The following is a 13,141-nucleotide window of genomic DNA, read 5'->3' as shown; positions in this document are numbered from 1 at the left end:
TCTGGTCTCCTCGCCGGACGGGGATGGTGCTCGCCGCAGGTGCGTGGACTCGTTGCCGGAGGTGCGTGGTCAGAGGCCGTACCGGCGGGCGACCAGCCGCTCGGCGACGCGGTCGGGCAGGAAGCGCCGGACGAGACGCAGGGTGGCGCCGTTGCCGCCGATCATGGAGACGACCGGCAACCGGGCGGCCCGGCTCAGTCGCCAGATCCGCTCGGCCACCTCCGCCGGGTCCGCCGCGCTCTGGTGCTGGGCCCGGACCCGCGCGCTGACCACGCCCACCCGGTCCCGGTACGGCGAGTCCGGCGTCGTGTGCCAGGCGCGGTGCCGGTCGATGGCCGACCGGTAGTAGGCCGGCTGAACCAGGGTGGCCTGGATGCCGAACGGCGCGACCTCGGTGCGCAGCGCCGTGACGAAACCGCGCAGGGCCAGTTTGGAGGCCGCGTAGCTGCCCTGGAACGGCACCGGGAACTCGGCCATCAGTGAACCCACGAAGATCAACCGGCCGTGCCCGGCGGCCCGCATGGCCGGCAGTACCGCGCGGGCCAACCCGACCGGTCCCAGCACGTTGATCCGGAACAGTTGCTCCAGCTGTTCCTCCGGCAGGTCCTCCAGGGCGCCGCCCTGGCTGTGCCCGGCGTTGTTGACCAGTACGTCGACCGGACCGGCCGCCTTCGCGCAGGCCCGTACGCTCGCCGGATCCGACTGGTCCAGGGCCAGGTAGGTCACGCCGGGGATCCGGTCCGGCGCGGGAATGTCGTCGGGATTCCGGGAGGTGCCCAGCACCCGCACCCCCCGGTCGACGAAGAGCCGGCTGACGGCGAGCCCGATTCCCGAGGTCGCCCCGGTGACCAGGACCGTCCCGGCCGGCCCGGTGCCGGTCGACGGCCCGCCCGAGGCCGCACCTCCCGGCTCCGTCGCGTCGTACGCCGTGCCGCCCGGCACCGGTTGTCCAGTCGGCACCGGTTGTCCGCCCGGCACCGGTTGTTCGGTCGGCGTCGGATCGATCGGCGGTTCAGCCGAGTAGTTCGACGAGTCGGGCATACGCGTTCACCACCCGGTCACTGTCGGCCCGGGTGTGCCCGCAGGAGAGCATGTCCCGACCCATCCGGGACAGCACCCCGGCGTTGACCACCGGAATCATGTAGTCGGCGAGCAGCGCCCGCCGGGCGATGATCTCCGGCAGCCGCTCGGCGTCCACGGGCAGCGCGTGCGGCGCGGTCAGCTCGATCCGCAGGATCGTGCCGAAGTGGTACGCGAAGAACGGCACACCGCCGGCGGAGAAGAGCGCGTTGAGCCGGAGCACCAGGTCGGCGGTGACCGCGATGGCACCGTCGAGTACGCCGGGCCGGGTCAGTTCGCCGAGGGTGTGGTAACAGGCCGCCGCCGACAGCACGTTGCCGGACATGGTGCCGCCGATGTAGGTGAACGGCCGGCCGTCCGGTAGCCCGGTCCCGGCCGCCTCGATGACCTCCCGCCGCCCGGCGACCGCCCCGCAGGACGGGTAGCCGTTCATCAGTCCCTTGCCGAGGGTGATCAGGTCGGGGCGGACGCCCAGCACCGCGTGCGCGCCACCGATCCCGGCCCGGGTGCCGGTGACGACCTCGTCGAACACGTACAGCGCGCCGTGCCGGTGGGCCAGTGCGATGGCCTGTTGATGGAAGTCGTCGGCGAACGGCACCAGGCCGGACTCGCCGCCGAACGGTTCACTGATCACCGCCGCGACGTCGCCGGCGGCCAGTGCCGCCGCCAGGTCGTCGAGCCGGTGCGGGTGCACCAGCACGGTGTGCGCGTAGTGCTCCGGCGGCACCCCGCCGGCCATGAAGTCGCCGGACCCCGGCACCTCCAGGTCCACCATGAACTGGTCGCCCCAGCCGTGGTAGTGGCCCCGGAATTTGATGATCTTGCGTCGTCCGGTGTACGCCCGCGCGATCCGCGCCGCCGCGAGGTCGGCCTCGGCGCCGGAGCCGACGAACCGGACCGCCTCGGCCGCCGGAAAGACCTCGATGATCCGTTCGGCGGCGAGCACCTCGAACTCGTCGAGGTGGCCGTGGAAGCCGGTACGCTCCCGGAGCAGGTCGACGACCGCGGCGTTCAACCCGGGATGGTTGTGCCCGAGGCTGAGCGCGCCACCGGCCAGGATGCAGTCGACGTACCGGTTGCCGTCGACGTCCACGACCTCGCCCCCGGCACCGTGGTCCAGGAACAGCGGGTACGGCGAGGAGAGCGGGTCGACGTGCTCGCTCCCCCGGGCCAGCACTCTCTGGGCCCGCCCGAAGAGCGTCGCCGAGCCCGGCGTACGGCGCCGGAACTCGGCCAGCTCCGACTCCAACCGCTCGGGCGCGATCTCCCGCATCGGCTGGGCGGCGATCGCCGACGCCCGGGCCAGGATCTCCGCCGCCGGGGCGCTGCCCGGCCGGCGGACCAGCCCGGTGCCGGTCGCCGGTTCGGCGCTCCGGGCCAGGTCGGTGCTCACCGGAGCGCGGACAGCGCCATCTCGCTCCGCCCGGTCACCTCCTCGTACACCCGGCGCAGCGCGTCCACCGTGTACGTGACGTCGCTGTGCTCGTGCGTGGCGGTGGCGATCAGCCGGAGCTGGACCACCCCCGGCGGCACCACCGGATAGGTGACGGCGGAGCAGAAGATCCCGTACCGGTGCCGGAGCAGCTCCAGGAAGACGGCGGTCTGCGGGGCCTCCAGCCCCAGGAACACCGGGGTCACCGCGCTGGACGGATCGCCGATCTCCAGCCCGACCCCACGCAGGTCGGCACGCAGGTGCGCGGCGATCTCCAGACACTTGCGCCGCAGCTCGGGGCGGTTGCGCATCATGTCGAGCCGGACCCGGTTGCCGGCCACCACCGGCCACGGCAGACCCTTGGAGAAGATCTGCGACCGCATCCCGTACCGCAGCCGCCAGACGATCTCGGCGTCCGAGGCGACGAAGGCACCGATGCTGGCGCCGGCCTTGGCGAAGGTGCCGAAGTACAGGTCGATGCCGTCCTGGCAGCCCTGCTCCTCGCCGGTGCCGCCGCCGTCCGGACCGAGTACCCCGAAGCCGTGCGCGTCGTCGACCAGGAGCCGGAAGTTGAACCGCTGCTTGAGCGCGACGATGTCCCGCAGCCGCCCCTGCACCCCGGACATCCCGAAGACGCCCTCGGTGACGACCAGCACCGCCTCGTCGTCGCCGCGCTCCGCCTCGATCCGGGTCAGCACCGCCTCGAGGCGTTCGATGTTGTTGTGCGGAAAGGACTTTGCCTTGCCCCGGTGCAGCCGGATGCCGTCGATGATGCAGGCGTGGCACTCCGCGTCGTAGACCAGCCAGTCACGCCGGCTGAGCAGCGAGTCCAGCAACGAGATCATGCCCTGGTAGCCGAAGTTCAGGAACAGCGCGGCCGGCTTGTCCGCGTACGCCGCCAGTTCCGACTCCAGCAGTTCCAGGTCCTCGGTCTCGCCGGACATCATCCGCGAGCCCATCGGCGCGGCCAGGCCGTACCGGGCGGCGAACCGCGCGTCGGCGGCCCGGACCTCCGGGTGGTTGGCCAGCCCGAGATAGTTGTTCAGGCTCCAGACGAGCTGGTCCGTGTCGCCGTACCGCATCCGGCTGCCGATCTCACCGGTCAGCCTCGGAAACGCGTACCTGCCGTGGATGTCCCGCGACATCTGCGCGATCGGACTGCCCGGACTGTTGATCACCTTTTCGAACAGGTCCACTTGCGTCCTCCCCTGTTGATGCTGCTAGACCGGCCAGCCGTAAGGCACGGTGACCGTCTTCGTGGTGCTCATCTCGCGGATCGCGTAACGGATGCCCTCCCGCCCGAGTCCGCTCGCCTTCACTCCGCCGAAGGGGATGTGCGGGGAGTCGAACTGCGGCCCCTCGAGCAGGTTGACCGCCCCCACCCGCAGTCGCGCGGCGAGTTGCCAGAAGGCGGCGCTGTCATTGGTGACCACGCCCGCCTGGAGGCCGTACGCCGTGCCGTTGGCGACCTCGACCGCCTCGTCCAGTCCCCCCACCCGGAGCACCGGCGCCACCGGACCGAACGTCTCCTCGCGGACCAGTTCGGCACCGGGTGGCACCCGATCGAGAACCGTCGGCGCGACGAGCGCACCGTCCCGGTCGCCTCCGGAACACAGCAGCGCTCCGGCGGAGATCGCCGAGGCCACCCGCCGCTGCACCAGTTCCGCCGCCGCCTCGTCGATCAGCGGCCCCACCTCGGTCTCGGGCCGGCGCGGGTCGCCGTACCGCCTGGCCCGGCTGAGGCCGACGAGCCGTTCGACGAACTGGTCCGCGACCCCGGCCCAGACGATGATCCGTTTCACCCCCCGGCAGGACTGCCCGGCGGTGGCGTACGCCCCGTCGGCGGCCAGCCGGGCCGCCAGGTCGAGGTCGGCGTCGGGCAGTACCAGCAGCGGATCGTTGCCGCCCAGTTCCAGCAGCAGTTTCTTTCCGGCCGCGGCGGCGGCCACCGCCCGGCCCGTCGCCACGCTGCCGGTGAAGGTCACCATGTCGACGGCCGGATGCCGGGCCAGCGCGCCGCCCACGCGCGCCGGATCACCGGTGAGGAGCGCGAGCATCTCCTTCGGATAGCCGGCCCCGGTGAGCAGCTCCGCGAAGGCGAGTGCGGTCAGCGGGGTCCGCTCGGACGGCTTGAGCACCAGTGCGCAGCCGGCGGCGATCGCCGGCGCGGCCTTGACCACGACCTGGTTGAGCGGCCGGTTGAACGGGGTGATCCCGGCGACCACGCCGACCGGTTCCGGCACGGTGACGGCCAGCCGGGCCGCGCCGGGGACCGGGATGGACTCGCCGCGCAGCCGCTCCGCCTCCGCCGCGGCGACCCGCAGGTTCGCGACCGCCCGGCCCACCTCCCGGGTCGTCTCCCGGACGCAGACACCCGACTCGGCGGTGATCAGTTGGGCGAACTCCCCGGCGCGGGCCTGCAACGCGGTCGCCGCGCCGGTCAGCACCGACACCCGCTCGTCGATCGGCATCGGTCGGCGCCGACCCGCGACCGCGCTGACCGCGGTGTCCACCTCGGCCGGGCCGTCCCGGGGCACCCGGCCGAGTTCCGCACCGGTCCAGCGGTCGTGCACCGGTACGTCGTCCCCGGCGCTGGGCAGCAGCTGCCCGTCGAGGAACACCGGTCAGCCCTCTTCGTCCCGGACGACGAACCGCCGCTCCAGCTCGGAGATCTTCGAGTACTCGAAGACCTCGAACAGCTCGTCGAAGGTCATCTTCAGGCCGTGCCGCTCCCAGAAGTTCTGCGTCGTACCCTCGTCGCGCAGCGCGGCGAAGGTCTTGCGGAGGATCGCGGTGGCGGCGTACCAGCCGGAGAGCGGGTAGATGGCAAGGTTGTAGCCGATCGCCTCCAGCTCCTTGGTGGTGAGCCACGGCGTCTTGCCGCCCTCCACCATGTTCGCCAGCAGCGGGGCGTCGATCTCGTCCCGGACCCGCTTCATCTCGTCGACGGTGAGCATCGCCTCCAGGAAGATGCAGTCCGCCCCGGCGGCGACGTACTCCCGGGATCGGCGGATCGCCTCGTCGAGGCCGAGCTTCTCCCGGGCGTCGGTACGGGCGATCAGCACCCAGTCGGGGTCCTCCCGTGCCTCGACCGCAGCCGCGATCTTGCCGACCATCTCCTTCGAGCTGATCAGCCGCTTGCCCTCCAGGTGACCGCAGCGCTTCGGCACGACCTGGTCCTCCAGGTGGCCGCCGACGATGCCGGCCCGCTCGAACTCCCGTACGCAGCGCCAGGTGTTCATCGCGTTGCCGTACCCGGCGTCGATGTCCATGATCACCGGGAGGTCGACGGCCAGGGTGATGTTCTTGGCGTTCCACGCCATCTCGGTGATCGTGGCGAAGCCGAGGTCGGGCAGGCCGAGCATGCTGGCCGAGGTGCCGGAGCCGGTCATGTGAACGGCGTTGAAGCCGGCCTGCTCGATCACCTTCGCCGACAGCGCGTCGTACGCGCTGGGTACGACGAGCAGCTCGGGCGCGTTCATCAGGTCCTTGAACTGCTTTGCACGGGACACGGTGCACTCCTTCGTTCAGCGGACGGCAACGGGGGATTCGGCCGGCACGGTCTCGGCCAGCCGGAGCAGTTGGTTGTACTTGGCGAGCCGGTCACCGCGACGCGGCCCACCGACCTTGATCAGTTCCGCGCCGACCGCCACCGCGAGATCGCACATCGCGGTGTCCTCGGTCTCGCCGGACCGGTGCGACACGGCGCAGACCAGTCCCGCCTCCCGGGCCGCCCGGGACGCCTCGAGGGTGGCGGTCAACGTGCCGGCCTGGCTCAGCTTCAGCAGGATCCCGTCGGCCAGGGAGGAGTCCACCCGGGCGGCGTCGGTGGCGAACAGGTCGTCGCCGATCACCGTCGTCATCGGCGGCAGGTTCCGGCGCAGCGCCCGCCAGGCGGGCTCGTCGGCCGGGTCGAAGGGGTCCTCCAGGTAGCTCAGCGGATACCGTTCGACCAGCGCCGACAGCCGTCCCGCCAGTTCGGCGGAGGTCAGCACGTCGGGGCCGAGCCGGTACCCGCCGGACCGCTCGACGAGATGTTCCGCGGCGACGTCCACCCCGTACGACACCGCGCCCGCACAGCCGGCCGCCGCGACCACGTCGTGCAGCAGTGCCAACTGCCGTTCGCTGTCCAGCGGCACCAGCAGCCCGCTCGACGGCGAGACCCGGGCCGGGCCGAACCGCTGCTGGACCTGCCGCTCCGCCTCGTCGAAGACGGTACGGGCCAGTTCGATGTCCCGGGTGAGGTCGCCGGTGTCCGGGATGACCATGATCTGCTGGAAGCCGGCCGGCGGACCGGCACCGTGGATGCCGCCGGAGAAGACGTTCACCAGCAGCCGGGGCACCCCGGGTGTGGTGCCGGCGAGCCGGGCCAGGTAGTGGTGCAGGGCCAGCGGGTGGGCCGAGGCGGCGGCCCGGGCGAAGGCCAGCGACACGGCGAGGGTCTCGGCGGCGCCGATGTCCAGCCGGGTCACCCGCCGGTCGAGGTCGGCCTGGTCGTCGACGTCCTGGCCGAGCAGCGCCCGGTGCAGTTCGCCGGGGGCGAGCGGGCCCAGCACGGTCGGCTCGCCGAGCGGACGTTCCCGCCGGCCCGGTGCGATGGCACGCGGGCTCGACCCCCGACCGTGGTGGCGGCCGTCCAGGACGACGTCGGCCTCCACCGTGGCCCTGGCCCGGGAGTCGAGGATGCCGCGCAGCCGCAGACCGGTGATCCGCATCCTCAGCGCCCCTTACGCAGCCGGAGCAGCCAGGGCAGCAGTTCGCTGGCCCGAGCGGCCGGAAGACCACCACCGGCGGCGGCCCGCTCGCCGAACCCGGTCACCCCGTCCGGTCGTACGCCGGGGCCGGTGACCACCGTCGGCACCCGGTCCGGCGCGTGGATGCCCAGCTCGCACGGGGTGGCGTGGTCACAGGTGACGACGAGGGTGTCCAGCGGGCCGAGCCGGGCGCGCAGCGGACCGACGAAGCCGCCGTCGATGTCGCCGATCGCCGTCACCTTGTCGTGCGGCCGGCCGTCGTGTCCCGGCTCGTCGGGCCCCTTGAGGTGTACGAAGACGACATCGGCGGGATCGTCCAGCAACGCCGGCAGCAGCGTGCGGTAGAACGACCGGTCGTCCTCCCCCGGCCCGGCCCGGGCGACGGTGAACCTCGCCCCGATCAGTCGGGCGAGCCCACGCTCGGCCGGCACCTGCCCGTACATCGACAGCCGCAGGCCGCGCTCGGCGGCGAAGGAGGGCAGGACCGGCAGGGTGTCGCCGCCGTCGCGGACCAGGATCAGGTTCGCCGGCCGTCGGCCGGCCGCCCGGCGGGCCAGGTTCACCGGATGGTTCTCCAGCACGGCGGCACTGCGTTCGACGAACTGGTTCACCAGCCGCGCGGTGCCCTCGGCGTTCAGGCCGGACGGCGTACCGTCGAGGCCCGGTGCCGGCCGGCAGCGCAGCGGTGTCGTGGGAGGATCGGCGACCGGTACCCCGAACGGGCCGAGTGCGACAAACCCGGGGTCGGTGTTGGTGACCCGGCCGGAGAGCGGCACCGTCCGGCTGGTCAGGGCCAGGATTCCCCGGTGCCGGCCGAAGCCGGTCAGCCGGACCGCCACGTCGTCGGTCAGGCGTACCTCGGCCCGGACGCTCGTCACCAGGGCCTCGAGTTCGTCGTCCGACAGATCACGGGACGTACGTCGGTCCAGCCGACCGGTGTCCGGCTGCCAGCTGGCGAAGTTGATCCGGAACGCCACCGAGAAGCCGTCGGCGTCCCAGAAGTCCATCCCCAGCCCCTCCAGCGGCCCCCGGCCGGTGTAGTAGCGCACCGGGTCGTACCCGAGCAGGGCCATCGCGCCGGAGTCCGACTCCGGCGGCACGTCGGCCCGGATCACCTCCAGCAGGCCGCTGCATCCGTCCCGGGCCAGCTCGTCCAGGTGCGGGGTGGCCGCCGCCTCGAACGGGGTCCGGTCGGCCAACTCCGCGATCGGCCGGTCACCGCCCCCGCAGAGCGCGACCACGAAGACCCGGCCGGCGCCCGCACCGGAGTCCGCCGGGTCCGCCCGGTCAACCACGGATTCGCGCATCGATCCCACACTCCTTGATCACGGTGGCCACGGCGGGCGGCACCAACTGCTCCCAGTCGTCGTCCGCGGCGATGGCCCGGCGTACCCGGCCGCCGCTGATCGGCTTCTCGACCCGGCGCCACATCACCTCGGTGGTCAGGCCGAGCGCGCCCAGTCGGGTGAGCTTCTCCGCGCCCCAGTCGTCGTAGATGGTCAGCAGGTAGACGGCTTCCGGCGGCGCGTAGTAACGCAGCCGCTCCGGGAAGCTGTGCGGGAACGGCACGATCCGCAGCCGGTGGTCCGGAACGCCCGCCTGCGTGAGCGCGGCCTCCACCATCAGGTACCGCTCGTAGTACGTACACGGGTTCGCCTCCACCGATCCGCGTACCGGGTCGGTGGCTTCCTCGGCGGTCTGCCACGGGTCCGGGTTGGTGATGCCCACGACGAGGGTGTCGCAGCGGTCGGCACCGGCGAGCAGGTATTCCAGGTGTCCGAGGTGCAGGGGTTGGAACCTGCCGTGGATGACGCCAAGTGGGTAGGGGTGGTCCACCGGATCCTCCAGATCGTCTATATGTCGATGACGCGGTCGTCGTCGGCCAGTTCGAGGTGCGCTTCGAGGTCGAGTTCGCCGGCCCGGGCGAGGACGTCGGGCCCGGCGTGGGTGAGGACAATCCGCCGGCAGGTGAGCCGGGGAAGGTTGTCCCGGAGCATCGGCAGGTGCAGGTGGAACGGCACCGCCCGGGTGGACGTGTACGCCTCGCAGATGAACAGGTCCGCCCCGTCGGCAACGGTGATCAGGGTGTCGGTCCAGGCGGTGTCGCCGCTGTAGGCGATGACCCGGCCGCCGAGCCCGATCCGCAGGGAGAGCGCGGGCGCACCGGCGAAGTGCTCCGCCGGGTACGCCTGCACCGACAGCCCCGCGAGATCGAGCCGACCGTGCGGCTCGATCTCGTGGACCGTCACCTCGAACCGTCGGGTGATCCGGGTCGAGCCGGGAAAGAGCAGCTCCATGACCTGCCGCAGCCGTTCCTCCGTGCCCGGTGGCCCGATCACCTCCAGCGGGCCGGTCCGGCGCCGGAACTGACCGTCGAGGATCAGGTACGGCAGCCCGGCGAAATGGTCGCCGTGCAGGTGCGAGAGCACCACCGTGCCGACGTCGTTCGGCTCGATGCCGTGCCGCTTCAGCCCGACCAGGGCGGTCGCCCCGCAGTCGAGCAGGATCGGCGGTCCGTCCACCGGACTCAGGTGTACGCAGGCCTGCAACCGCCCGCCGCTGCCGAACGCGTCACCCGAACCGGCGAAGGTCACCCGGACACCGCTCACGCCACGACTCCCAGCACCTCGTCCGCGCCCACCCGTCCGCCGGTCGGGGCGGTGGTGACGAACCGGCGGAACCGCCGGGCGACCTGCGCCGGAGTCACCGCCGGCCGGCCCAGCCCACTGCGCGAGCCCGGTCTGGTGCGGAGCCGGACCAGGCTCGGCCCGGGGCCGGCCAGTGCGGCCCCGATCGCCACCCGGAACGCCTCGGGCCGGGTGCAGTCGTGTAGCTGCCGGTAGCCGCAGGCGGCAGCGGCGGCGACGAAGTCCACGGTGGACGCCAGCGTCCGCTGGCCGCCGGTCGAGTCGTGCACGCCGTTGTCCAGTACGACGTGCACGAGATTGTCACCCCCGTACGCCCCGATCGTGGCCAGCCCGCCGAGCCGCATCAGCAGGGCGCCGTCGCCGTCCACGACCACCACCGGTCGGGTGGTGTGCGCGGCCACCCCGAGTCCCACCGCCCCGGCCGAACCCATCGCGCCGACCAGGTAGAAGTGCTGTTCCCGGTCGGCGATCTCGTACAGCTCCCGACTGGTCATCCCGGTGGTCGAGACGACGGCGGCACTCTCCGGCAACTCGGACAGCAGGCACTCCAGCGCCGCCCACCGGCTCGGTGCCGGCCCGTCGGGCAGGTGCCGGACGATCCGGCCGGTACGCCGGGACAGCGCGGACTCGTTCAGCGGCTCCGCCGCGACCGTCCCCTTCGGAATCACGAAGGCGTACGGCCGGCCGGCCCGGAGCAGCTCGCCGGTGGCCACCGCGAACGCGCCGGACAACGCCTCCGGGTCGGCCGGCAGCGTCGCGTGCGGCACCTCCATCAGGTCGAGCAGCCCCGGAGTGATCCGCCCCATCAGCCCGTGCTGCGGCTCGTCGGGACGGCCGGGTTCGCCCCGCCAGGTGACCAGCAGCAGCGCCGGGATGCCGGCCGGGTGCAGCAGCGAGGTCAACGGGTTGACCATGTTGCCGAGACCGGAGTTCTGACTGATGACACAGCCGAGCCCGCCGCCCAGCCAGGCACCGGCCGCGATGGCCGCCGCCTCGCCCTCCTGGGTGGCGGCGAGGTAGCGCACCCTCGGATCGCCGATGGCCCGGTTGATGACCGGGGTGAGGAAGGAGCACGGCACCCCGGTCACCATCGTCACCGCGTGGTCGACCAGTGCCCCCATCAGCTCTTCGGCACGGATCATGGAGCGTTCCCCCCGGTCACCGTGGACAGCACCGGCGGGTCGAAGGAGGCGTACCGCCGCTCCTCCCGCTCCAGGTCCTCGTAGCCCAGCAGCGCGAAGATCTCCTTCAGCGAGGCGATCTCCTCCTCGACGCCGCTGATCACCCCGCTCGACCGCATGTCCCGGCAGGCCTTGCGCATGGCGCTGAACGCGGCCCGCATGCTCTGGTTCGCCCAGATGACCCCGCCGACCCCGAGCTGGTGGAACTCGTCCAGCGTGGTCCGGTGGTACGTCGTCGGTGCGATCACGATCGGCACCCGGCCGTGCCATCGGGCGGAGAAGGCGGCGATCTCCACCGCCGTCGGTTGCCGGGAGTGCACGAAGATGGCGTCCGCTCCGGCTGCCGCGTACGCCTCGGCCCTGGCCACCGCCTCGTCGACCGGCTGCCCGGCGATGAACGCCTCGGTACGCGCGACGACGACGAAGCCCGGGTCCTGCTGCCCGTCCTTGCAGGCCTTGATTTTTCCGCAGAACTCGGCCACCGGCACCAGTTCATGGCCCGCCCCGAAGAAGGAGTTCATCTTGGGGAAGGTCTTGTCCTCGAAGCAGACTCCGGCGGCACCGATCCGCTCGGCACGGCTGGCGAACCGGCGTGCGGTGTTGAAGTTGCCGTGGCCGGTGTCGCCGTCGACGAGCACCGGTACCCGGGTGTTGTCCACCATGCTCTCGACGCTGTTCAGCAGCTGCGTCCAGGACGCCTCGTCGCTGTCGCGTACCCCGAGGGCGGTGGAGATGCAGAGCCCGGACGCCCAGAGCGCGCGGAAACCCTCCTCGACCGCGATCCGGGCACTGAGCCCGTCGTGCACCCCCATCAGGACGCAGGGCGCCTCGTCGACGAGCAGCCGGCGGAGTTGGTCGCCGGGCGAGCCGGCGCCGCCGCGCTGGTCGGTGGTCGGGCCCGGACCGGTGTCTTCCGATGTGGTCAACGTTCCTCCAAAGAAGTGTCGAGCTGGCTGCGGGTGGCGACCGGTGGTGTTCACGCCAGCCGTCCCTCGGGCGGCGGCGCGTCGTCGACGAGCACCGCACGGACGCCCGCGGCGATGCGGCGGCGCAGGCTCAACTCGGATTCGGCGGACAGGAACGCGCGATGGGAGCTGACGATCACGTCGTTCCGGGCGAGCAACTTGCGGGCGGTGGGTGAGGCGTTCGGGTCCTCCGGCGCGAAGACGTCGGAGGCGAAGCCGGCGAGTTGGCCCGTGTCGAGCGCGTCGAGCACGGCCTTGGTGTCGACGAGTCGTCCCCGGGCCGTGTTGACCAGCAGGCTTCCCGGGCCGGCGGCCCCGAGCGCCGCCGCGCCGACCAGCCCGTCCGTTTCCGGGGTCAGCGCCGCGTGGATCACCACGGCGTCCGACCGGGCGAACAACTCGCGGAGGCTCGGAACCGGGGCGACGCCGTGGCTGGCCATCAGGTCGGCCGCCACGTACGGGTCGTGGGCCAGGACCCGGTGGTAGAACGGCTGGAGCTTGCGGGCGCTGGCCCGGCCGATCCGGCCGAAACCGACGATCCCGACCGTACGCTCCGCGGTGCGGCGCGGTATGCCACCCCGGTGGATCCCCCACCGGTTGTCCCGGACCAGCCGGTCCTGTACGCAGATCTGCCGCTCCAGGCCGAGCAGCAGCGCCACGGTGTGGGTGCTCACCTCGTCACCGCAGTAGTCCGGCACGTTGAATCCGTAGATGCCGGCCGTGGCCAGCAGGTCGGGACGGAGGTTGTCGAAGCCGACGCCGCTGCGGGCGACCACCCGGCAGCTGGGTCGGAGTGCCTCGACGAGTTCCGAGGTGACCTGGCACCGGTAGATGACCAGTGCGTCGGCCCCCCGGGCGGCCTCGAACAGCTGGTCGCCGCAGGTCACGAAGCCGCCGTCGGCACTCGGTCCGACCTGGGCACCATCGGCCGGACCGGGGTCGGTTCCGCTCTCGAACGGACCGAACTCGACGCTGACCTCCGGTCCGAGGATGCCGCGTTCCAGGTCGGCGCGGCTCGGATCGGGTCGGCCGCGGGCGTCGAGCGCCCAGGCCGGGTCGGTGTAGACCACTCGCATCGTTG

Annotated in this window: 12 protein-coding genes; all 12 read right to left on the bottom strand. The window is 72.3% G+C overall.

Annotated features, from left to right (window positions below; translation table 11 throughout):
* Window positions 1–69 precede the first annotated feature (69 nt).
* From H4W31_RS27075 to H4W31_RS27020, 12 genes are read right to left on the bottom strand one after another with little or no spacing between them, the layout of a single operon-like run.
* Window positions 70–1,041 carry an SDR family oxidoreductase gene (locus H4W31_RS27075; protein WP_225945707.1) on the bottom strand — a complete coding sequence of 324 codons (972 nt, stop codon included), beginning with the start codon at window positions 1,039–1,041 and terminating at the stop codon, window positions 70–72.
* The gene (locus H4W31_RS27070; RefSeq protein WP_192769216.1) at window positions 1,013–2,473 is read right to left on the bottom strand and encodes an aminotransferase class III-fold pyridoxal phosphate-dependent enzyme; all 1,461 of its coding nucleotides are present in this window, start codon (window positions 2,471–2,473) and stop codon (window positions 1,013–1,015) included. The genes H4W31_RS27075 and H4W31_RS27070 overlap by 29 nt, the downstream gene beginning before the upstream one ends.
* Window positions 2,470–3,708: an aminotransferase class I/II-fold pyridoxal phosphate-dependent enzyme gene (locus tag H4W31_RS27065; RefSeq protein WP_192769215.1), complete on the bottom strand. Its 1,239-nt coding sequence runs from the start codon at window positions 3,706–3,708 to the stop codon at window positions 2,470–2,472. Before H4W31_RS27065 ends, H4W31_RS27070 begins: the two co-directional genes overlap by 4 nt.
* Window positions 3,709–3,732: 24 nt before the next feature.
* Window positions 3,733–5,133 (bottom strand): aldehyde dehydrogenase family protein, encoded by a 1,401-nt coding sequence (locus H4W31_RS27060; protein WP_192769214.1) that lies wholly within the window; start codon window positions 5,131–5,133, stop codon window positions 3,733–3,735.
* A 3-nt stretch (window positions 5,134–5,136) separates the two neighbouring features.
* A complete protein-coding gene (gene bcpA, locus H4W31_RS27055; protein WP_192769213.1) occupies window positions 5,137–6,024 on the bottom strand; it encodes a carboxyvinyl-carboxyphosphonate phosphorylmutase in 888 nt (295 codons plus the stop codon).
* Window positions 6,025–6,039: 15 nt separating this feature from the next.
* Complete coding sequence (locus H4W31_RS27050) at window positions 6,040–7,227, bottom strand: enolase-like domain-containing protein (RefSeq protein ID WP_192769212.1); 1,188 nt, start codon at window positions 7,225–7,227, stop codon at window positions 6,040–6,042.
* Between the two features lie 2 nt (window positions 7,228–7,229).
* Window positions 7,230–8,573, bottom strand: a complete 1,344-nt coding sequence (locus tag H4W31_RS27045) for a CMP-5'-phosphonoformate--3-phosphoglycerate phosphonoformyl transferase (protein ID WP_192769211.1) — start codon at window positions 8,571–8,573, stop codon at window positions 7,230–7,232.
* Window positions 8,554–9,102, bottom strand: a complete 549-nt coding sequence (locus H4W31_RS27040; RefSeq protein WP_318783426.1) for an adenylyltransferase/cytidyltransferase family protein — start codon at window positions 9,100–9,102, stop codon at window positions 8,554–8,556. Before H4W31_RS27040 ends, H4W31_RS27045 begins: the two co-directional genes overlap by 20 nt.
* Window positions 9,103–9,119: 17 nt before the next feature.
* On the bottom strand, window positions 9,120–9,875 hold the full coding sequence (locus tag H4W31_RS27035) for an MBL fold metallo-hydrolase (protein ID WP_192769210.1): 756 nt from the start codon (window positions 9,873–9,875) through the stop codon (window positions 9,120–9,122).
* Window positions 9,872–11,056, bottom strand: a complete 1,185-nt coding sequence (aepY, locus tag H4W31_RS27030; RefSeq protein WP_192769209.1) for a phosphonopyruvate decarboxylase — start codon at window positions 11,054–11,056, stop codon at window positions 9,872–9,874. The genes H4W31_RS27035 and aepY overlap by 4 nt, the downstream gene beginning before the upstream one ends.
* Window positions 11,053–12,021, bottom strand: a complete 969-nt coding sequence (gene aepX, locus H4W31_RS27025) for a phosphoenolpyruvate mutase (protein ID WP_225945706.1) — start codon at window positions 12,019–12,021, stop codon at window positions 11,053–11,055. Before aepX ends, aepY begins: the two co-directional genes overlap by 4 nt.
* A 50-nt stretch (window positions 12,022–12,071) precedes the next feature.
* Window positions 12,072–13,136: a C-terminal binding protein gene (locus H4W31_RS27020; RefSeq protein ID WP_192769208.1), complete on the bottom strand. Its 1,065-nt coding sequence runs from the start codon at window positions 13,134–13,136 to the stop codon at window positions 12,072–12,074.
* Window positions 13,137–13,141: the final 5 nt, after the last annotated feature.

Source organism: Plantactinospora soyae (genome assembly GCF_014874095.1).
Taxonomy (GTDB): domain Bacteria; phylum Actinomycetota; class Actinomycetes; order Mycobacteriales; family Micromonosporaceae; genus Plantactinospora; species Plantactinospora soyae.
Note: the sequence above shows the minus strand (reverse complement) of the source record. Positions and strands in the feature narration are given on the sequence as shown.